This window comes from Streptomyces sp. NBC_01317 (assembly GCF_035961655.1).
GTDB lineage: Bacteria > Actinomycetota > Actinomycetes > Streptomycetales > Streptomycetaceae > Streptomyces.
The window spans coordinates 5,493,903-5,514,199 of record NZ_CP108393.1 but is presented as its reverse complement, the minus strand read 5'-3'; the positions used below and the strand labels follow the sequence as shown (position 1 = coordinate 5,514,199).

Genomic DNA, 20,297 nt, shown 5'->3' with positions numbered 1-20,297 from the left:
GACGTAGTGCCTCTTCTTCGAGGTGCCCTGACTGTCTCTACCATCCCCCATTTGGCTCAGGAGAGTGCACTCGGGGTCGGCCATTAGGCCTATCCGCGGCACTCAGTGCCGCGAACCTGTTCATCCTGCCTTCTTCGCACTCGTTCTGAAAGTCCACGCGCTCAGGTACCTGCGACGGGCCGGCTGTCGGAGAGCTGGACGCCGGACAGCCGGTGGTCGAGGGCGGTGAAGCGTCTGCCCGCCGAGACCGTCCGTACCGCCTGCCCTATGGCCTTGCGCGAGCCGACCAGCACCACCAGTTTCTTGGCGCGGGTGACGGCGGTGTAGAGCAGATTCCGCTGGAGCATCATCCAGGCCCCTGTCGTGACCGGGATGACCACGGCCGGGTACTCGCTGCCCTGGGAACGGTGGATCGTCATCGCGTACGCGTGCGCCAGCTCGTCCAGCTCGTCGAAGTCGTACGGCACCTCTTCGTCCTCGTCCGTCAGCACCGTCAGCCGCTGGTCCTCCAGATTCAGCGAGGTGACCACCCCGACCGTGCCGTTGAAGACCCCGTTCTCGCCCTTCTCGTAGTTGTTGCGGATCTGGGTGACCTTGTCCCCCACCCGGAACACGCGGCCGCCGAGCCGCTTCTCGGGCAGGTCGGGGCGGCCGGGCGTGATGGCCTGCTGGAGCAAGCTGTTCAGCGCCCCCGCGCCGGCCGGCCCCCGGTGCATCGGTGCCAGCACCTGGACGTCACGCCGGGGGTCCAGCCCGAACTTCGCGGGGATACGGCGGGCCGCCACCTCCACCGTGACGCGGCCCGCGTCCTCCGTCTCGTCCTCCACGAAGAGGAAGAAGTCGGAGAGGCCCTGGGTGATCGGGTGCACCCCCGAGTTGATGCGATGGGCGTTGGTGACCACGCCCGACTGCTGGGCCTGGCGGAAGATCCGGGTGAGCCGGACCTGGGGCACGGGCCCGCCCTCCGCCAGCAGATCCCGCAGCACCTCCCCCGCCCCGACCGACGGCAGCTGGTCGACATCCCCCACCAGCAGGAGGTGCGCGCCCGGCGCCACCGCCTTCACCAGCTTGTTGGCCAGCAGCAGGTCGAGCATGGAGGCCTCGTCCACCACCACCAGGTCCGCGTCCAGGGGTCTTTCCCTGTCGTACGCCGCGTCCCCGCCCGGTTTCAGCTCCAGCAGCCGGTGCACCGTTGACGCCTCGGCGCCCGTCAGCTCGGCCAGCCGCTTGGCCGCGCGCCCGGTGGGGGCGGCCAGCACCACCTTGGCCTTCTTCGCGCGCGCCAGCTCCACGATCGAGCGGACCGTGAAGGACTTCCCGCAGCCGGGGCCGCCCGTCAGGACGGCGACCTTCTCGGTCAGCGCCAGCCGGACCGCCTGCCGCTGCTCGGGCGCCAGCTCCGCGCCCGTACGGTCCGCGAGCCACGCCAGCGCCTTGTCCCACGCGACGTCCCGGAAGGCCGGCATCCGGTCCTCACCGGTCCGCAGCAGCCGGAGCACCTGGGCGGAGAGGGACAGCTCCGCGCGGTGGAACGGGACCAGGTAGATCCCGTTGACCGGCTCCCCGCCGTCCGGCCCCGGCACGCGCTCGCGCACCGCCCCCTCGTCCTCCGTGGTCAGCTCGGCCAGGCACTCGATGACCAGGCCCGTGTCGACCTGGAGCAGCTTCACGGCGTCCACGATGAGCCGCTCCTCGGGCAGGAAGCAGTGGCCCTGGTCGGTGGACTGCGACAGCGCGTACTGGAGGCCGGCCTTGACCCGCTCCGGGCTGTCGTGCGGGATGCCGACCGCCTGCGCGATCCGGTCCGCGGTGAGGAAGCCGATGCCCCAGACGTCGGCCGCGAGGCGGTACGGCTCGTTCTTGACCACCGAGATCGAGGCGTCCCCGTACTTCTTGTAGATCCGCACCGCGATGGAGGTGGAGACGCCGACCCCCTGGAGGAAGATCATGACCTCCTTGATGGCCTTCTGCTCCTCCCAGGCGGCGGCGATCATCTTCGTCCGCTTGGGCCCCAGCCCGGGGACCTCCACGAGCCTCTTCGGCGCCTCCTCGATGATGTCCAGGGTGTCCAGCCCGAAGTGCTCCACGATCCGGTCCGCGATGCGCGGCCCGATGCCCTTGATCAGGCCGGAGCCGAGGTAACGGCGGATGCCCTGGATGGTGGCGGGCAGGATGGTGGTGTAGTTCTCCACCGTGAACTGCTTGCCGTACTGCGGGTGCGAGGCCCAACGCCCCTCCATCCGCAGCGACTCGCCGGGCTGCGCCCCGAGCAGCGCGCCGACAACGGTGAGCAGATCGCCGCCCCGGCCGGTGTCGACCCGGGCGACCGTGTAGCCGTTCTCCTCGTTCGCGTACGTGATGCGCTCAAGGACGGCTTCGAGCACGGCGAAGGCGGAGGCCGGGGCGGGGGTCGCGGTTGGCGTGGAGGTCGGACGAGTGGACTGGTTGGGCATGAACTGACGCTACCGCCCGACTCCGACATCGTGCCGAGCCTGTGGATAACTTCCCTGGAGGGCGTCTCCGGTACACCCCGATGCGCTACCAGGGGCCCGGTCGGAAGACCGGGCCCCGCGCGCTCCCCCCAGCGGCAAGGCTTCCTGATCCCCCCGGATCCGTCCCCCGAAAACCTTGCCGACCTGTACGACTCATCTCACGCTGAGATGGTTGCACGAATTCGCAGCGTTATTTTTTTGAGGCCGCGTCACTGAGGGAGGGAGTGCGTGACATACCGCTCCACGACCTCCGTCAGCAGCTCCACGCCGTCCCTCTTCCACAGCTCGTCGTTGAACAGCTCCACCTCGATCGGCCCTTCGTAACCCGCGGCGTCCACCCGTGCGCGCCAGGCCCGCAGGTCGACCGATCCGTCGCCGAGCTGGCCGCGGCCGTTCAGGACTCCGGCGGGAAGTGGGGTGGTCCAGTCGGCCAGTTGGAAGGAGAACACGCGGTCGGCGGCCCGGGCGACGGCCGCGGGCGCCCGGTCGTCCCACCAGACGTGGTACGTGTCCACGACCACACCGACCTGTTCCGCCGGGAAGCGTTCGGCCAGTTCGAGGGCCTGGTCGAGGGTGGAGACCACACACCGGTCCGACGCGAACATCGGGTGCAGCGGCTCGATCGCGAGCCGGACACCCCGTTCGCCGGCGTACGGTGCCAACTCGGCCAGCGCCTCGGCGATCCGCTCCCGGGCTCCGGCCAAGTCCCGGCTGCCGGGCGGCAGTCCGCCGGAGACGAGGACCAGCGTGTCCGTGCCGAGCGCCACCGCCTCGTCGATCGCCGCCCGGTTGTCGGCCAGGGCCTCGGTACGTCCGGCCGGGTCGCTCGCGGTCAGGAAACCGCCCCGGCAGAGTGTGGTGACGGTGAGCCCGGCGTCCCGTACGAGCTTGGCGGCGGCCTCGACTCCGTACTCCTGAACAGGCGCACGCCACAAGCCGATACCGGGGATTCCGAGCCGTCCGCAGGCCTCAATCAGTTCCGGGAGGGAGAGCTGTTTGACCGTCATCTGGTTGATGCTGAATCGGGTGAGGTCGGGGGCGTTGGCGGTGGCGGTGGCGGTGCTCGGATCTGTCGTCATCGGCTCACTCCGTATACGTCCAACAATGACCTCATCCGTGCCTCCGCCACCGCCGGGTCCGGGAACAGGCCCAGCCCGTCCGCCAGTTCGTACGCCCGCGCCAGATGCGGCAGCGAACGTGCCGACTGGAGTCCGCCGACCATCGTGAAGTGGTCCTGGTGGCCCGCCAGCCACGCCAGGAACACCACACCCGTCTTGTAGAAGCGGGTGGGTCGTCGGAAGAGGTGGCGGGACAATTCCACGGTGGGATCGAGCAGTTCGCGGAAGCCCTTCACGTCACCGGTGTCCAGGACCCGTACCGCCTCCGCCGCCACCGGTCCCAGCGGGTCGAAGATCCCCAACAGGGCGTGGCTGAAGCCCTGTTCGTCGCCCGCGATCAGCTCGGGGTAGTTGAAGTCGTCGCCCGTGTAGCAGCGCACGCCCCGGGGCAGCCGGCGGCGCAGCTCGGTCTCCCGCCGGGCGTCCAGCAGCGAGACCTTGATGCCGTCGACCTTGTCGGGATGGGCGGCGATGACCTGGAGGAACGTCTCGGTGGCGGTGTCGAGATCCTCGCTGCCCCAGTACCCGTCGAGCGCGGGGTCGAACATCGGTCCGAGCCAGTGCAGTACGACGGGCTCCGCCGCCTGGCGCAGGAGGTGCCCGTAGAGGTCGAGGTAGTCGTCGGGGCTCGTCGCCGCCGCCGCGAGCGCGCGTGAGGCCATGAGGATGGCCTGCGAGCCGGTCTCCTCGACGAGCGCGAGCTGCTCCTCGTACGCGGCCCTCACCTCATCCAAGGTCCTTACGCCCGACGGCAGTTGGTCGGTGCCCACACCGCAGGCGATACGGCCGCCGACCGCCTTCGCCTCGGCGGCGGAGCGCCGGATCAGCTCCTCGGCGCCCGCCCAGTCGAGTCCCATGCCGCGCTGCGCGGTGTCCATGGCCTCCGCGACCCCGAGCCCGTACGACCAGAGGTGGCGGCGGAAGGCGAGCGTGGCGTCCCAGTCGACGGCGGCGGGCGCGTCGGGGCTGGTGTCGGCGTAGGGGTCGGCGACGACGTGCGCCGCCGAGAAGACCGTACGGGAGGTGAGGGGGGCGGGGCGGGGTGAGGAGACGACGAAGTGCGCGGGTTCCGTGCGGGGTGTGTACGTACGCAACTCCCTTCCGGCGGACGGCAGTCGGAGGGTCACAGCGTCAGCTCCGGTACGTCGAAGCGGCGCCCCTCCGCCGAGGACCGCAGTCCCAGCTCGGCGAGTTGGACCCCGCGCGCGCCCGCGAGGAGGTCCCAGCGGTACGGCTCGTCGAGCGCGAGGTGGCGCAGGAACAGTTCCCACTGCGCCTTGAAGCCGTTGCCGAACTCCCCGTTGTCCGGCACCTCTTGCCACTGGTCGCGGAAGGACTCGGTGACGGGGAGGTCCGGGTTCCACACCGGCTTGGGGGTGGCGCTGCGGTGCTGCACGCGGCAGCGGCGCAGACCGGCGACCGCCGAGCCGTGCGTACCGTCGACCTGGAACTCCACGAGTTCGTCGCGGTTGACCCGTACCGACCAGGCGGAGTTGATCTGCGCGACCACGCCGCCCTCCAGCTGGAAGATGCCGTACGCGGCGTCGTCGGCGGTGGCGGCGTACGGCTTGCCCCGCTCGTCCCAGCGCTCGGGAATGTGCGTGGTGATGTGGGCCTGGACGGTGGTGACGCGGCCGAAGAGTTCGTGGAGGACGTACTCCCAGTGGGGGAACATGTCGACGGTGATGCCACCACCGTCCTCGGCGCGGTAGTTCCAGGAAGGGCGCTGGGGGTCCTGCCAGTCGCCCTCGAAGACCCAGTAGCCGAACTCCCCCCGTACGGAGAGGATTTGTCCGAAGAAGCCGCCGTCGATGAGGCGCTTGAGCTTGAGCAGGCCCGGTAGGAAGATCTTGTCCTGGACGACGCCGTGCTTGATGCCGGCGCTCCGGGCGAGCCTGGCGAGGTCGAGGGCACCGGCGAGGTCGGCGGCGGTCGGCTTCTCCGTGTAGATGTGTTTGCCGGCGGCGATGGCTTTTTTGATCGACTCGACGCGGGCCGAGGTGACCTGCGCGTCGAAATAGAGGGAGATCGTGTCGTCCGCCAGGACGGCGTCCAGGTCCGTCGACCATTCCGTGAGGCCGTGGCGCTCGGCGATCTCTTTCAGGGCGTGTTCGCGGCGCCCGACGAGGACCGGCTCCGGCCAGAGCACCTCGCCGCCGCCGAGGTCCAGTCCGCCCTCTTCGCGGATCGCGAGGACGGAGCGCAGCAGATGCTGCCGGTACCCCATCCGCCCCGTGACGCCGTTCATGGCGATCCGCACTGTCCTGCGTGTCACGAAGTTCCCTCCATACGGCCGTAGCAAGCGCTTTCTATAGGGTATGAAGCTAGCCTGCGATTCCGGGACGGACAAGAGCCGGGCCGGGATCTCGCCCCTCGTGGCCACCTCGTGGTCCGCCTCGTGGTCCGGTCCGTGGTTCGCCTCGGGGTCCGGTCTGCGGTCCGGTCTGCGGTCCGGTCTGCGGTCCGGTCCGTGGTCCGGTCCGTGGTCCAGTCCGTGGTCCAGTCCGTGGTCCAGTCCGTGGTCCAGTCCGTGGTCCGGTCCGCCTGGCACTCACCCCCGTACCCCTCGGAGGAAAGCGATGACAGTAAGCCCGCTCTGTGGAGGCGAACGATGACGGTCACCCTGGCGGATGTGGCGGCCCGCGCGCGGGTGTCGCCCGCCACCGTGTCCCGTGTGCTGAACGGCAACTATCCGGTCGCCGCGACCACCCGGGAGCGGGTGCTGCGGGCGGTGGACGAGCTGGACTACGTACTGAACGGGCCCGCCAGCTCGCTCGCCGCCGCCACGTCCGACCTGGTCGGCATCCTCGTCAACGACATCGCCGACCCCTTCTTCGGGATCATGGCCGGGGCGGCGCAGACGGAGATCGGCGGCCAGGAGGGCACGGGGCGGGCGGGCGGCGAGAAGCTCGCCGTCGTCTGCAACACGGGGGGCTCGCCGGAGCGCGAACTGACCTATCTGACTCTCCTCCAGCGCCAGCGGGCGGCGGCCGTGGTCCTGACGGGCGGGGCCCTCGAAGATCCGGACCATATCGCCGCGATGGCCTCGAAACTGGCGAAACTCGCCGACGCGGGGACGCGGGTGGTGCTGTGCGGACGGCCGCCGCTGCCGGACGGCGAGGCGATAGTGGCGGCGCTGGCGTTCGACAACCGCGGGGGCGGGCGGCGGCTGACGGAACACCTGCTGGCGTTGGGGCACCGGAAGATCGGCTATGTGGCGGGGCCGGCGGAGCGTACGACTACGCGGCATCGGCTGGAGGGGCATCGGGCGGCGTTGGGGGCGGGTGGGTTCGGCGGGGTTGATGGGGTTGGGCTCGGTGATCAGGAGCTGCTGACCGTGCACGGGCCGTACACCCGGCGGTCGGGGTACGAGGCGACGCTTGAGCTGCTGCGCCGGGCGCCGGATCTGACCGCCGTGATCGGGGCGAACGACACGGTCGCGCTGGGGGCGTGCGCGGCCGTCCGCGACCAGGGGTTGCGCATCCCGCAGGACATCTCGGTGGCGGGCTTCGACGACCTGCCGTTCTCGGTGGACGCGATGCCCGCGCTGACGACGGTACGGCTGCCGCTGTACGAGGCGGGGGCGCGGGCGGGGCGGCTGGCGATGGGGACGGAGGCGCCGCCGCCGGGCGGGATCGCGACGATCGGGGCGGAGCTGATGGTGCGGGGGTCCACGGGGGCGGCTCGGGTCGTGGGGTGAGGGGGGTGTGGTCGAGGGTGGTCGGAGGTGGTTCGGGGGTGGTTCGGTCGAGGTGAGGGGGTGTGGTCGGGGGTGACGGGGTACTGGGGTGTGATGGCTTGATGCCCTGGAATGCGTCGGGCAGAGGCCTCGTGCAGATGCCTCGGCCCAGACGCCTCGGCCCAGATGCCTCGTACAGAAAGGACCCATCTCGTGAAGTTCGCCTTCTCCACCCTCGGAGTACCGGGCCTGCCCATCCCTGAGGTCGTCGGCCTCGCCACCGCCACCGGCTACCAGGGCGTGGAACTCCGCGCCCACCCGGAGGAACCGGTCCACCCCGGCATCGGAGCGGCCGAGCGGGCCGCGGTGGTGGACGACTTCAAGCGGGCCGGCGTCGAGATCCTGACGGTCGCCGGGTACGTACGGGTCGCCGACACGACCGCCGACGAGGACGCCGTACGGCAGGAACTGAACGACCTCCTCTGGCTGGCCCGGGACCTGGGCGCCGCGAACGTCCGCGTCTTCCCGGGCGGCGGGGACCAGGACCCGGCGGAGGCCGACGCGGCGGCGGCGAGGCGGCTGGGCGCGGCGGGGGAAGTGGCCGCCGACTTCGGCGTACGGATCCTGCTGGAGACCCACGACTCGCACCGCACGGGGGTGGACGCGGCGCGGGTGCTGGGGACGGTGGGGCACCCGCAGGTGGGCGTGTTGTGGGACGTGATGCACACGTGGCTGGGCGGGGAGGACCCGATCACCACGCACGCGGTACTGGCGCCGCACCTGGGCTACGTACAGGTCAAGGACATCGCCTCGGCGGAGGACATGACTCCGCTGGCACTGGGGGCGGGGGTGCTGCCGCTGGCGGAGTGTATGGCGCTGCTGGCGCAGGACGGTGGGGACGGTGGGGACGGTGGGGACAGTTGGGTGTGCTGGGAGTACGAGAAGCGCTGGTATCCCAAGGCGGCGGAGTTGCAGGGGCTGTTGGAGGCGGGGCGGGGGTATTTGGAGGGGTTGGTGGGTGGGCGTTGAGGTGGGTGGGCGTTGAGGTGGGGGGACGTTGACGTGGGGGCGTACAAGTAGGTAGGTGTACGTGTACGAGTACGTCGGCCCGGTCGCGGTCAGAGCCGCTTCGGTGCGGCCGGACGGTGAGGGTGCGGAGATCCGTTCTCCCCGGGACTTCGCGTCCTGGATCGCCGCGCGAGCGGGTGAACTGACGGAGCCGTTCACCTTCGTGGTGGATGGGGCGGGTGTGCTGCGCCTGGCGCCGCGCCGCAGCGAACATGTGGCCTGCGCGGGCGGCGGGGCGGTCCTGAGCGCCGGGGAGATGGCCTTCGTACGGGAGGACGACCGGTGGGTGGTCGGCGAGGTCAGCAACCAGTCCACGGGCTACTGCCCTGACGGCAGCTCCTGGCCGTCGGTGGCGGCGGCACTGGAGGGGGCGGGACTGGCGCATCCACCGGGCTTCACCCACGAGGTGGTGTTCCGCCGCTGCCAGGGCAGGGGCATGGATCCGCAGTGCCGAGAGGTGAACGTGGTGCGGGAGGGGGACTTCTTCTGCGTGTTCTGCGGGGGTGAGCTGCCGGCGGAGTGGAATGCGGGGGTGAGGAGCGTTCCAGGTTGGGTGCGGGCTCAGACCAAGGAGTAGTCGGGGGCACCCGGCATGAATGAGGCGGGTGGGGCCGCCCCTTGCGGTTGAGTGTCGCGGTTTCGGGCCGGGCGTCAAGGGCGCTCCTGCGTCGCGTCGGCTGCGCCGATTCCACTGCGTTCCACCCTTGACCCCCACCCCGAAACCGCAAGGGAAGGCTGGGGGGGGCGGCCCGGGGGAAGGTTCCCCGACAACCCCCGGATGCGGTCGGGCTTTCGTCGCGGACCGCGCCTCTCGGCGGGGTGTTGCGCACCACTTGAATGGGGCGGTGGCCACTCGTCTCGGCGGCTGACGACCGCCCGTTGGCCAGCGCACAAGCACCGTGTCTGTGGTGAGTGGGTGGTGGGGCGGTGGTGGTGGGGACAGGCGGCTGGTCTGGCCCGTTTCGGTGGGTTGTTTGCTCTGAGAGCCCTTTAACGCAACACAGGACACAAGACCGGGCGGGACGAGCCCCCGGGAGTCCTCAAAGCTAGGGCAAATGGGGTATTTGGCCTGGTGGGGTGTGGTGGTGGGCAGTCTCGGCGGCCGACTGCCGCCCACCGGCCCTCACGCAGGCGTCAAGCCGGAGCTGGGTGGGTGGTGGGGGCATTTTTGCGGTGGGTGGGGTGGCTGCCGGGCCCGTTTCGGTGGATTGTGTGCTGTCAGAGCCCCTTAACGAAACACAGGACACAAGACCAGGCGGAAGAGGCCCGCAATGAGCCTCAAAGACTGGGCAAATAGGGCATTTGGTCACCAGGGTGGGCCGGGGCCCTGCCCAACCCCGCAGCTGACCACGGATCTCAGACACGGTGCCTGCACACCCACCAACAGACGGTGGCTGGCCGCCGAGACGACTCGCCACCGCCCCATTCAAGTCGTGCGCAACACCCCGCCGAAAGGCGCGGACCGCGACGAAACACCAGGGACAAACAAGCCCCCCGGGGACCCCTCCCCCCGGGCCGCCCCCCTCCGCCTTCCCTAGCGGGGCCGGGGTGGGCGTCAAGGGTGGAACGCAGTGGAATCGGCGAAGCCGACGCTCCGCAGGAGCGCCCTTGACGCCCACCCCGGCCCCGCGACAATCAACAACAAGGGGCGGCCCCACCCCGCACACAACAACCCGGGCACCCCCGACTACCCCTCGGCCCGAACCCGCACCCAATCACCCTCCCGCACCAGCCGAGGCAAACAGTCCGTCTCCCCAAGCCTCCACCGTCGTCATCACCACCACCACACCCGAGAAGCTCCGCGCCTTCATCACTCGGCCTCATCCTCGGCCTCAAACTTGGCCTCAAACTTGGCCTCAAAGCACGCGCGTTCGATCACTTCGTTGCCGCCGCCGGCCCCCAGCAACCCCGCTGAATTAAGCTTTGCTTACGTATGGGTCGAGTCAGAGTCATCTGGCCGGATCTGAGGAGGGGTGGTCATGCTCGATCTCGGTCGGCTTCGTGCTCTGCACGCCGTTTCCGTCCATGGGTCCGTCGGGGCCGCCGCCTCCGCCCTCGGGTATACCCCCTCCGCCGTTTCCCAGCAGATCACCAAGTTGGAGCGGGAGACTCGTACAACTCTGCTGGAGCGGCGGGGGCGTGGAGTGGTGCTCACCGACGAGGCTCGGCATCTCGCTGCCACCGCCGAGCAGTTGTTCGCCATCGTCGAGCGGGCCGAGACCACGTTGGAGGAGCGTCGGGGGCAGCCCACCGGGCAGCTCGTCGTGGCGGCGTTCGCCTCCTCCGCGCGTGGGTTGCTTCCCCCTGTGCTGGCCGAACTCGCCCTGCTCCACCCCACCTTGGACATTCGGCTGCGCGAGATCGACCCTCACCTGTCCTCCGACCTCGTGGCCCGGGGTGTGATCGACCTCGCCGTCACCCACGACTGGGACATCGCCCGGCTCCCCACCCCCGAGGGGGTGGAACAGGCCGTCATCGGTGACGATCTGTGCGATCTGCTCGTGCCGGACGGGCATGCCCTCGCCGCGCGTGCCGTCGTGCGGCGGGCGGATCTGCGGGGGCTGCGGTGGATCTGCCAGCCGCCCGGCACCGTCTGCCACGACTGGCTCGTGCGTACGCTGCGTGCCGCCGGATGTGAGCCCGATCTGGCTCATCAGGCCGAGGAGAACCACACCCAGATCGCCCTGGTCGCGGCCGGGTTGGGCGTCGCGATGGTTCCCCGGCTGGGGCGGGGGCCGCTGCCCCCGGGCGTACGGGCCCTGACGCTCGAACCTGTGCCCTCGCGACGGTTGTACGCGCTGTGGCGTGCCGGTGCCGCGCGGCGGCCGGCCGTCACCGCCACCGTGGCGGCGCTGCGGCGGCGTTGGCCCGAGGTTGCCGCCGTAGCCAGTTGAGGGGGTGGTCCGCCGGGCGGGCCCTGTTCGGCCCGCCCGGCGGAGGTGCCTTACGGCCTCAGCGTCTGCTGACGCTCCACCTTCTGGCGGTCCAGCTTCGCGTCGAACGGCGCGAGCGGCTTCGCCTTCGCCGCGTCCTGCTGTACGGCCGCCGGCGCGACGCCCGCCCAGTCGAGGATCCGGGCCGTGGCCTTCGCCGACTGGTCGGGGTTCAGGGCCGCCACGTTGGCGCCGTGGTTGGCGCCCGGGGCGACGTACACGTAACTGTCACGCGCGCCGCGCCCGACGCGGAACTGCTCCGCGCCCCACGGGTCGTTCTGCCCGTACACAAAGAGCATCTGGTCCGCGTGGTGCCGCACCCAGCTGTCGACGTCCGGCATCACCCGGGGGTCGAACTTCATGGGGATGTCGCGCGGCACGAAGTTGCGCGGCGGCTGGTAGCCGTAGCGGCTCAGCTTGCCCAGGTGCGGCTGCTTGATGTCCGGCGAGCCCAGCTGCGTACCGGCCTGGTAGTAGTACGGCGTGTACGTCGCGAGGCCCTGGTCCGTGTAGGCGGAGAAGCCGGAGATCGCGTCGATGATGTCGTAGATCTCCTGGTCGGAGGCGGTGGCCGGCGGGATGCTCTCGCAGTCCGCGAGCAGGCTGTACTGCCAGAAGGCCCAGACGAAGTCCAGGACGACGGCTTCGTACGCCTTGTCGAGCGAGCCGACGGTGGTGAAGGTCGCGCCGTTGGCCTCGGCCCACTCCGCGTACGTCTTCTCCAGGGGCTCCCGCCGGATCAGCGCCTGGCGCTGCACGGCGTTGAGCTTGTCGCGGCACTCCTTGGTGCCGACCTTCTCGAAGAACCGGTCGTACGCCGAATCCTCCTTGTTCACCACGTCGTTGGGCGCGACGTACGCGACCACGCCGTCCATGTCACGCGGGTAGAACCGCTCGAAGTAGGTGGCGGTCATGCCGCCCTTCGAAGCGCCCGTGGAGAGCCAGTTCTTGGTGTAGATCTTCTTCAACGCCGTGAAAATACGGTGCTGGTCGCTGGCGGCCTGCCAGATGTCCAGCTTCGACCAGTCGGCCGGCTCCGGGCGCGACGGGGTGAAGAAGCGGTACTCCATCGAGACCTGGTTGCCGTCGATGATGCGCGTCGGCTCACTGCGGCTCGGGTTGGTGGAGACGTTGTAGCCGCCGGTCGAGAAGACCGTGGGGCGGCTGGTGTCCTTGTGCAGCAGCGTGATGCGCTGCTGGAAGGTGCCCTTGGACGGGTGCCGGTGGTCCACCGGCTGGGTGTAGTTGAGGACGAAGTAGCGGTAACCCTCGTACGGCTTCTCCTGGATCAGGCTCATCCCGGGGATCGCCAGGACGCGGTCCTTGATGTCCGTGGTGTCGGTGACGGCCGTACCACTCGCGGACTTCTGGTCCGCGGCGGTGGCCGCACCCGCTGTTGCCACGGTGCCTATGATCAGCGACAGCGACAACAGCCATCTCAGCGTCTTGCGCATGCACTCTCCCTGTGTTCATGACAGACACCGAGAACCTAGCGTCCTGCACCCGGAATCAACCAGCAGTCGGGAGAACGCGCGTGATCGGAACCATGGGAGCATCGACGGCCATCGCGGCCGTGGTCGGGCTCGTTGTCGTAGTCGGCGCCGCGATAGCGGTGGCGGCCTTGCTCAAACGATGAAGCCGGGGAGGGCAGCTCCGCCGGCCCCGCCCGCCTCCGTGGAAGCAACCTTCCCGGGCTCCCGCGCGTCGTACGCATGTACACCCGACTGATGACAGGGGCATGCGTGTTCGCCGGGACTGGGTTGGGCGGGAGTGGGTTGGGCGGGACCGGGTCGGGGAAGCGCGCGCTGCCGCGCTGGTTCGCGGCGGGGACGGCTGTCGTCGCGCTGGCGGCGCTCGTTCTGGCCGATCCCGCCGCGGCGGATGCCGCGCCGCTCTCCGTGTGCTCGGGGCAGCCGCAGAAGACCGTGCCCTTCGCCCACGGCGAGTTGCGGATCTACAAGGCGCGGGGGTACGCGTGCGCGCTCACCGTCGCCGACCGCCCCGGCGCCAAGCGGGCGATGCGGGTGAGCCTCCAGGCGCGCGGCGGCAGCCCGTTGGTGGACAGCGGGGACTTCACGCAGCACGCGGGGCCGGTGACCGTCCACGCCCTCAACCGGTGTGTACGGGCCTCCGGCGCCATCTCCGGCGCCTCGGCGTCCACCGGGTGGGTTCTCTGCTGATCGCGGGTCGGCGACGAGCCGCCTCACACCACCGCCGCCGTCTCCTCCTCCTCGCCGATGAAGCTGCGCCACAGCTTGGTGTAGCGGCCGTTCAGCGCCAGCAGTTCGTCGTGCGTGCCGTCCTCCACCACCCGCCCGTGGTCCATCACCACCACCCGGTCCGCCCGCGCCGCCGTGGTGAGGCGGTGGGCGACCACCAGGGTCGTACGGCGGCCGGTGAGGCGGTCCGTGGCCTGGTTGACCAGGGCCTCGCTCGCCAGGTCCAGCGCGGCGGTCGCCTCGTCCAGCAACAGGACGTCGGGGTCGACCAGTTCGGCGCGGGCGAGGGCGATCAGCTGGCGCTGGCCCGCCGAGAGGTTACGGCCCCGCTCGGCGACCTCGTGCACATACCCGCCGTCCAGCGTGGCGATCATCTCGTGGGCACCCACCGCGCGAGCGGCGGCCTCCACCTGCGCGTCGGTCGCCTCGGGGCGGCCGTACGCGATCGCGTCGCGGATCGTTCCCGCGAAGAGGTACGCCTCCTGCGGGACCACCCCGAGCCGGTGGCGGTACGCCGTCAGGTCCAGGTCGCGCAGGTCCGTACCGTCCGCCGTGACCCGGCCGCCGGTCGGGTCGTAGAACCGCGCGACGAGCTTCACCAGCGTGGACTTGCCCGCGCCGGTCTCGCCGACGAACGCCACGGTCTGGCCCGCCGGGATCCGCAGGTCGACGCCCATCAGGGCGGCCTCGTCGGCGAGTTCACCGTCCTGGCCGGTGTAGGCGAAGTTCACGCCCTCGAAGGCGATCTCCCCGCGCAGCGACAACACGTCGAGCGGCGCATTCGACGCCGCCGTCGTGGTGGGCTCCCGCAGCAGCTCCTGGATGCGGCCCAGCGAGACGCTCGCCTGCTGGTAACCGTCGAAGACCTGCGACAGCTGCTGCACGGGGGCGAAGAACAGGTCGATGTAGAGGAGGTACGCGACCAGCGCGCCGGTCGTCAGCGTGCCCGCCTCCACCCGTCCCGCGCCGACGATCAGCACGGCCGCAGCCGCCACGGAGGAGAGCAGCTGGACGAACGGGAAGTACACCGAGATCAGCCACTGCCCGCGCACCCGCGCCTCGCGGTAGTGGTCGCTGCGGCCGGCGAAGCGCTCCGCGCCGTCCCGCTCGCGCCGGAACGCCTGGACGATCCGCAGGCCGGAGACGGACTCCTGGAGGTCGGCGTTGACGGCGCTGATGCGCTCACGGGCCAGTTCGTACGCCTTCACGCTCTTGCGGCGGAAGAAGACCGTCGCCACGAAGAGCACCGGCAGGGTCGCGAAGACCACCAACGCCAGTTCCACGTCGATCGCGAGGAGCACGACGAGGATGCCGAAGAAGGTGACGACGGAGACGAACGCGGTGACGAGCCCTGTCTGGAGGAAGGTGGACAGCGCGTCCACGTCCGTCGTCATCCGGGTCATGATCCGGCCGGTCAACTCGCGCTCGTAGTAGTCGAGTCCGAGCCGCTGGAGCTGCGCGAAGATCTTCAACCGCAGGGAGTAGAGCACCCGTTCACCGGTACGGCCCGTCTTGCGCGTCTCGCCGATCTGCGCGAGCCACTGGACGAGCACGACCAGCAGCCCGAGACCGGACGCGACCCACACCGCGCCGAGGGCCATCCGCTCGACGCCCTGGTCGATGCCGTGCCGGATGAGGACGGGCAGGGCCAGGCTCATCGCGGCGTCGACCGCGACGAGCGACAGGCTCACCAGCAGCGGCAGCCCGAAGCCGCGCAGCAGCCTGCGCAGTCCGTACGACTCCTCGGCGGCGACGGCACGCGCCTCGTCGATGTCCGGGAGGTCGGTGGCCGGCGGCAACGCCTCGACCTGCGCGAGCAGTTCGGGAGTGGCGCCGGGGGCGGCGGACTCCTCGGCGGCGATCTCGTCCCGCTCCCACAGGGCGGGCGTGATGCCGCGCTCCGCGTCGAACTCGGCGTCGATCTCCTCCTGTACGGAGCGGTCCTCCTGGACGGCCGCCGTTGCGCCGGCTGTTGAGCCCGCCGGCACGTTCGTCTTCACGAGGGCGGGCACGTGCCCAGGGGAGACCTCGCCCAGCTCGTCCGGGTCCGTCAGCAGCTTCCGGTAGAGGGCCGAGCGCCGCTGGAGCTCGTCGTGGGTGCCGATGTCGGCGAGCCGGCCGCCGTCCAGCACCGCGATCCGGTCGGCGAGATTCAGGGTGGAGCGGCGGTGGGCGATGAGCAGCGTCGTACGCCCGGCCATCACCCCGCGCAGCGCCTCGTGGATCTCGTGCTCGACCCGGGCGTCCACGGCGGAGGTGGCGTCGTCCAGGAGCAGCAGCCGGGGGTCGGTGAGGATCGCGCGGGCGAGCGCCACACGCTGGCGCTGGCCACCGGAGAGGGTCAGGCCCTGCTCCCCCACCTTGGTGTCGTAGCCGTTCGGCAGGTCGCTGATGAAGCCGTGGGCCTGGGCGGCGCGGGTGGCCCGGAGGATCTCCTCCTCGGTGGCGTCCGGCTTCCCGTACGCGACGTTGGCGCGGACGGTGTCGGAGAAGAGGAAGCTGTCCTCCGGTACGAGCCCGATGGCCGCGCGCAGGGAGGCGAAGGTCAGCTCGCGGACGTCGTGGCCGCCGACGAGGACCGCGCCGTGGTTCACGTCGTAGAAGCGGGGGACGAGCAGCGAGAGGGTGGACTTGCCGCTGCCGGAGGAGCCGACGACGGCGACGGTCTCGCCGGGGCTCATCTCCAGCGAGAAGCCGTCGAGGACGGTCCTGCCGTCGTCGTACGAGAAGGACACGTCGTCGAACTCGACGGAGGCCCCGGCGTCCGCCGGCAGCTCCTTCGTGCCGTCCTCCATCGTGGGCTCGGTGTCGATCAGCTCCAGGACACGTTCCACCCCGGCGCGGGCCTGCTGGCCGATGGTCAGGACCACGGCCAGCATCTTGACCGGGCCGACGAGCTGGGCGAGGTAGGTGGAGAAGGCGACGAACGTGCCGAGGGTGATCTCGCCGCGCGTGGCGAGCCAGCCGCCGAAGGCGAGCATCGCGACCTGGCCGACGGCGGGGACGGCCTGGAGAGCGGGGGTGTAGCGGGCGTTGAGCCTGATCGTACGGAGGCGTCCCGCGAAGAGCTTGCGGCCGACCTCGCGGAGCTTGCCGGTCTCCTGGTCCTCCTGCCCGAAGCCCTTGACGACCCGGACGCCGGAGACGGCGCCGTCCACGACCCCGGCGACGGCGGCGGCCTGCGCCTGGGCGTACCAGGTGGCGGGGTGGAGGCGGGTGCGGCTGCGGCGGGCGATGAACCAGATGGCGGGGGCGACGGCGAGGGCGATGAAGGTGAGGGGCAGGGAGAGCCAGGCCATGATCCCGAGCGAGATCAGGAACAGCAGGACGTTGCCGATGGTCATCGGCAGCATGAAGAGCAGGCCCTGGATGAGCTGGAGGTCGCTGGTGGCGCGGCCGATGACCTGGCCGGTGGAGAGCTTGTCCTGGCGCCGTCCGTCGAGCCGGGAGATGGTGGCGAACATCTCCGTACGGAGGTCGTGCTGGACGTCGAGCGCGAGGCGTCCTCCGTAGAAGCGCCGTACGTACGCGGAGACGTACACGAGGAGCGCGGCCAGGAGCAGGAGGCCGGTCCAGACGCCGAGGGAGCGGTGGCCGCCGCCGATGACGTCGTCGATGACGACCTTGGTGATCAGCGGGACGAAGGCCATCACGGCCATCCCGAGGAGCGAGGACCCCAAGGCCAGCACCACGTTACGGCGGTACCGCCACGCGTACCCGGTGAGCCGCCGTGCCCAGCCCCGCTCCGCCGCCACTGCCGCCGCCACTGATGCCTCCCGTTCGGCCGACCGACCTGATCTGCCGGAATGCCCAACGCGCGCGTCGGCGGATTTCATCCCTCCGCAACAATTCGTCGCCCCTGGAACAGAAAGATGGGCCGCTGGTCCTAGGACGCGACGTAGGTCTCGTCCTAGGACATGCGGCCCTTTGCAGGAGGGTCAGCGGGTGGCGGGGACTGCCTCGCGGGCTGCCTTCTCCGGGGTGGCCGGGACCGCCTCGTACGGTGTCGAGGGCACCGCGTGGAGAGCGGCCTTCGCCTTCGTGGCGGCGGGATTGAGGTCCTTGTGGATCGCCTTGGCCACCGCCTGGATGGTGTTCACGCCGTCGTTCATCGTCTTGTTGTCGTGCGTGAGCACGGTGATCAGGTAGTTGTGGCCCTTGCCGGTGAAGGCGCCGATGCTGTGCACGCGCCACCCGTGGGTGGACCGGGACAGCCAGCCGTTCTTCAGCTGGACGGTGGCGGTGGCCGGGGCCCCGGCCGGGACGCCCCAGCGCTGGGACGTGACGACCTTGTTCATCTTGCCGAGGATGTAGCTGCGCGAGTTGTCGCTCAGGACCGTGTTCTTCGAGGTGATGAGCGCGAGCAGCCGCTCCTCGTCGTGCGCGGTGATCTGGGTGAGGCCCCAGTACTGCCCGGCGCCCGGCGTGGTCTGGGTCAGGGCCGCGGCCTTGAGGAAGCCCTTGATCTTCGTCGGGCCGAGCTGCTTCCAGAGCGTGCTGGTCGCCGCGTTGTCCGACTTGGTGATCATGGCGGTGGTGAGGTCGACCTCCTTCTTCGTGAGAAGGCGGTTCGTCTTCTTCGCGTCCCAGAGCAGGGTCGCGAGGACGGTCACCTTGACCACGCTGGCGGAGTCGAACTTCTGCGTCGCGCGCAGGCTGCAACGTGTCTTGGTCGTGCGGTCGTACACCGAGACGGCCGCGGTCGTCTTCCGGCCCTTGAGGGCCGCGGTGATGTCCTTGGAGAGCTTGGCGGCGAGGCCCGCCTTGTCCGAGGTGCAGGTGACCGTGGGTGTGGCGGCCGTGGCGGGCGCCGCGGCGGCGGCCACCGGCACGAGCACACCCGCGGCCAGCGCCACGGAGAGCGCGCCACGGGCACGCCGGGACGCACGTCCGGATATTCGTCGGTTGGTCATGAGAAGTGTTCCGCCCCCGTCACTACGTCTGCATGTCTGCACTTCTGTACGTCTGCACGTGGTACGAGCGCACAGTCCGGCGCACTCGCAGACATGACAGCCGGACGGGGGCGAATGGTTGTACGAGCGTCTCGCCCTTTACCGAACCGTGCCGAGGTGCGTCGGGGCGAACATCCTCAGCCGCGCCGGGAGCACCACCACCGAGGGGCCCGGCGACACGAGCGCCTTCGCCAGGTCCTCGCGCAGCGACTCCGGAGTCGTACGGACGGCAGGGACGCCGAAGGATTCCGCGAGCGCCACGAAGTCCGGCCCGGTCAGGTCCGTCCCGGTGGTCTCGCCGTACGCGTCCGTCAGGTACTCCCGCAGGATGCCGTAGCCCCCGTCGTCCACGATCAGCCAGGTGACCGGCAGGCCGTACTGGCGGGCGGTGGCCAGTTCGGCGATCGAGTACAGCGCGCCGCCGTCGCCGGAGACCGCGAGGACCGGCCGGGTGGGGTCGGCCGCCGCCGCGCCGAGGGCGGCGGGGAAGGCGTACCCGAGGCCGCCCGCGCCCTGCGCCGAGTGCATCGGTCCCGGCCAGGCGGCCCACGCCCAGTAGGTGAGGATCGTCATGTCCCAGAAGCTCGCGGCGCGCGCGGGCAGCGCGTCCCGTACCGCCGCGAGGATCCGGCGCTCCGGTTCGAGGTGCCGGCCCGCGATCCGCGCCTCGACCGCGTCGAGGACCGCGCGGACCGACCCGGCCGCCTCGGTGGCGTCGCGCCGGTCGGCGGACTCCAGCGGTTCCGACTCCAGCAGCGCCGACAGCGCGGCCCTGGCGTCGGCGTGGATGCCCAGCGCGGGGTGGTTGGCCTCCAGCTTGCCGAGGTCCGCCTCGATCTGGATCACCCGGCCGCGCGGGGCGAACGTGTGGTAGTTCGAGGACAGTTCACCGAGTCCCGAGCCGACGACGAGCAGGACGTCCGCGTCTTCGAGGAAGTCGGTGGTGTGCCGGTCCTCCATCCAGGAGCGCAGGGACAGCGGGTGCTCCCAGGGGAACGCGCCCTTGCCGCCGTACGTCGTCACCACCGGCGCGGCCAGCTTCTCGGCCAGCGCGCGCAGCTTGCCGGACGCGTCGGCCCTGACGACCCCGCCGCCCGCGACGATCACCGGGCGGGCCGCGCCGGCCAGCAGGTGGGCGGCGACGGCGATCAGTTCGGGGCGCGGCGTCAGCTCGCGCGGGGTGGCGTCCACGGCGGTGACCTGCGGGAGGGTCGTGGGCGCGCTCAGCACGTCCGCGGGGATCTCCACCCAGACCGGGCCGTGCGGGGCGGTGAGCGCCGACTCCCAGGCGGCGGCGATCGCCGACGGGATCTGCGAGGCCGTACGGACGAGGTGCACGGACTTCACGACGTCGCGGAACGACGCCTGCTGGTCGCGCAGTTCGTGGAGGTAGCCGTGGCGTCCGCCGCCGAGGCCGGCGCGCGGCACCTGGCCGGCGATCGCCAGGACGGGCGCGGACGCGGCGGCGGCCTCCTGGAGCGCGGCGAGGGAGGTGAGGGCGCCGGGGCCGGTGGAGAGGAACAGCGGGGCGACCTCGCCCGTCGTACGGCCGTACGCGTCGGCCGCGAAGCCCGCGTTGTTCTCGACCCGCAGGCCGACGTAGGTGAGAGGGGAGCGGCGCAGGGCGTCGAACAGGGCGAGGGTGTGCTGTCCCGGCAGCCCGAAGACGGTCGTCGCGCCGAGCCCGTACAGCGTCTCGGTGACCAGGTCGCCGCCGGTGCGGCCGGCGGGCGGGGAAAGGGCGGCGGCGAGCTGCGCGGGGGTGAGGCGGGGGGTGTCGTGGTCGTGGTCGTGCATCACTTCGCTCCGGAGCCGCGGTCCGCCGCAACAGCACGG

General features: G+C 70.7%; 13 protein-coding genes. 5 read left to right on the top strand and 8 right to left on the bottom strand.

Annotation, left to right across the window (positions count from 1 at the left end):
- Positions 1 to 161: 161 nt before the first annotated feature.
- The 4 genes from recD2 to OG349_RS23945 form a co-directional block, all read right to left on the bottom strand.
- Positions 162 to 2,453, bottom strand: a complete 2,292-nt coding sequence (recD2, locus tag OG349_RS23960; RefSeq protein ID WP_327236554.1) for an SF1B family DNA helicase RecD2 — start codon at positions 2,451 to 2,453, stop codon at positions 162 to 164.
- Between the two features lie 248 nt (positions 2,454 to 2,701).
- Positions 2,702 to 3,571, bottom strand: a complete 870-nt coding sequence (locus OG349_RS23955) for a sugar phosphate isomerase/epimerase family protein (RefSeq protein ID WP_327236553.1) — start codon at positions 3,569 to 3,571, stop codon at positions 2,702 to 2,704.
- Complete coding sequence (locus OG349_RS23950; RefSeq protein WP_327236552.1) at positions 3,568 to 4,737, bottom strand: dihydrodipicolinate synthase family protein; 1,170 nt, start codon at positions 4,735 to 4,737, stop codon at positions 3,568 to 3,570. The genes OG349_RS23955 and OG349_RS23950 overlap by 4 nt, the downstream gene beginning before the upstream one ends.
- The gene (locus OG349_RS23945) at positions 4,734 to 5,885 is read right to left on the bottom strand and encodes a Gfo/Idh/MocA family protein (protein ID WP_327236551.1); all 1,152 of its coding nucleotides are present in this window, start codon (positions 5,883 to 5,885) and stop codon (positions 4,734 to 4,736) included. Before OG349_RS23945 ends, OG349_RS23950 begins: the two co-directional genes overlap by 4 nt.
- 336 nt (positions 5,886 to 6,221) lie before the next feature.
- On the opposite strand from OG349_RS23945, the gene OG349_RS23940 reads away from it, so the two are divergent.
- The 4 genes from OG349_RS23940 to OG349_RS23925 all read left to right on the top strand — a co-directional run bounded on the left by OG349_RS23940 (position 6,222) and on the right by OG349_RS23925 (position 11,251).
- Positions 6,222 to 7,310 (top strand): LacI family DNA-binding transcriptional regulator, encoded by a 1,089-nt coding sequence (locus OG349_RS23940; RefSeq protein WP_327236550.1) that lies wholly within the window; start codon positions 6,222 to 6,224, stop codon positions 7,308 to 7,310.
- A 192-nt stretch (positions 7,311 to 7,502) separates the two neighbouring features.
- Positions 7,503 to 8,318 carry a sugar phosphate isomerase/epimerase family protein gene (locus OG349_RS23935; RefSeq protein WP_327236549.1) on the top strand — a complete coding sequence of 272 codons (816 nt, stop codon included), beginning with the start codon at positions 7,503 to 7,505 and terminating at the stop codon, positions 8,316 to 8,318.
- A gap of 55 nt (positions 8,319 to 8,373) precedes the next feature.
- Positions 8,374 to 8,934, top strand: coding sequence for a hypothetical protein (locus OG349_RS23930; protein WP_327236548.1), 561 nt, complete (start codon positions 8,374 to 8,376; stop codon positions 8,932 to 8,934).
- A gap of 1,402 nt (positions 8,935 to 10,336) precedes the next feature.
- On the top strand, positions 10,337 to 11,251 hold the full coding sequence (locus OG349_RS23925; RefSeq protein ID WP_327236547.1) for a LysR family transcriptional regulator: 915 nt from the start codon (positions 10,337 to 10,339) through the stop codon (positions 11,249 to 11,251).
- 50 nt (positions 11,252 to 11,301) lie between these two features.
- On the opposite strand, the gene OG349_RS23920 is transcribed toward OG349_RS23925, so the two are convergent.
- Positions 11,302 to 12,744, bottom strand: a complete 1,443-nt coding sequence (locus OG349_RS23920) for a S28 family serine protease (protein ID WP_327236546.1) — start codon at positions 12,742 to 12,744, stop codon at positions 11,302 to 11,304.
- Between the two features lie 288 nt (positions 12,745 to 13,032).
- Here OG349_RS23920 and OG349_RS23915 point away from each other — a divergent pair, with 288 nt between their 5' ends.
- Complete coding sequence (locus OG349_RS23915; RefSeq protein ID WP_442806301.1) at positions 13,033 to 13,470, top strand: hypothetical protein; 438 nt, start codon at positions 13,033 to 13,035, stop codon at positions 13,468 to 13,470.
- 23 nt (positions 13,471 to 13,493) lie between these two features.
- Here OG349_RS23915 and OG349_RS23910 read toward each other — a convergent pair whose 3' ends face one another.
- The 3 genes from OG349_RS23910 to OG349_RS23900 all read right to left on the bottom strand — a co-directional run bounded on the left by OG349_RS23910 (position 13,494) and on the right by OG349_RS23900 (position 20,261).
- Positions 13,494 to 17,276, bottom strand: a complete 3,783-nt coding sequence (locus OG349_RS23910; RefSeq protein WP_327236545.1) for an ABC transporter ATP-binding protein — start codon at positions 17,274 to 17,276, stop codon at positions 13,494 to 13,496.
- A 171-nt stretch (positions 17,277 to 17,447) separates the two neighbouring features.
- The gene (locus OG349_RS23905) at positions 17,448 to 18,422 is read right to left on the bottom strand and encodes a serine hydrolase (protein ID WP_327236544.1); all 975 of its coding nucleotides are present in this window, start codon (positions 18,420 to 18,422) and stop codon (positions 17,448 to 17,450) included.
- Between the two features lie 138 nt (positions 18,423 to 18,560).
- Positions 18,561 to 20,261 carry a thiamine pyrophosphate-binding protein gene (locus tag OG349_RS23900; protein ID WP_327236543.1) on the bottom strand — a complete coding sequence of 567 codons (1,701 nt, stop codon included), beginning with the start codon at positions 20,259 to 20,261 and terminating at the stop codon, positions 18,561 to 18,563.
- Between the last annotated feature and the right edge of the window lie 36 nt (positions 20,262 to 20,297).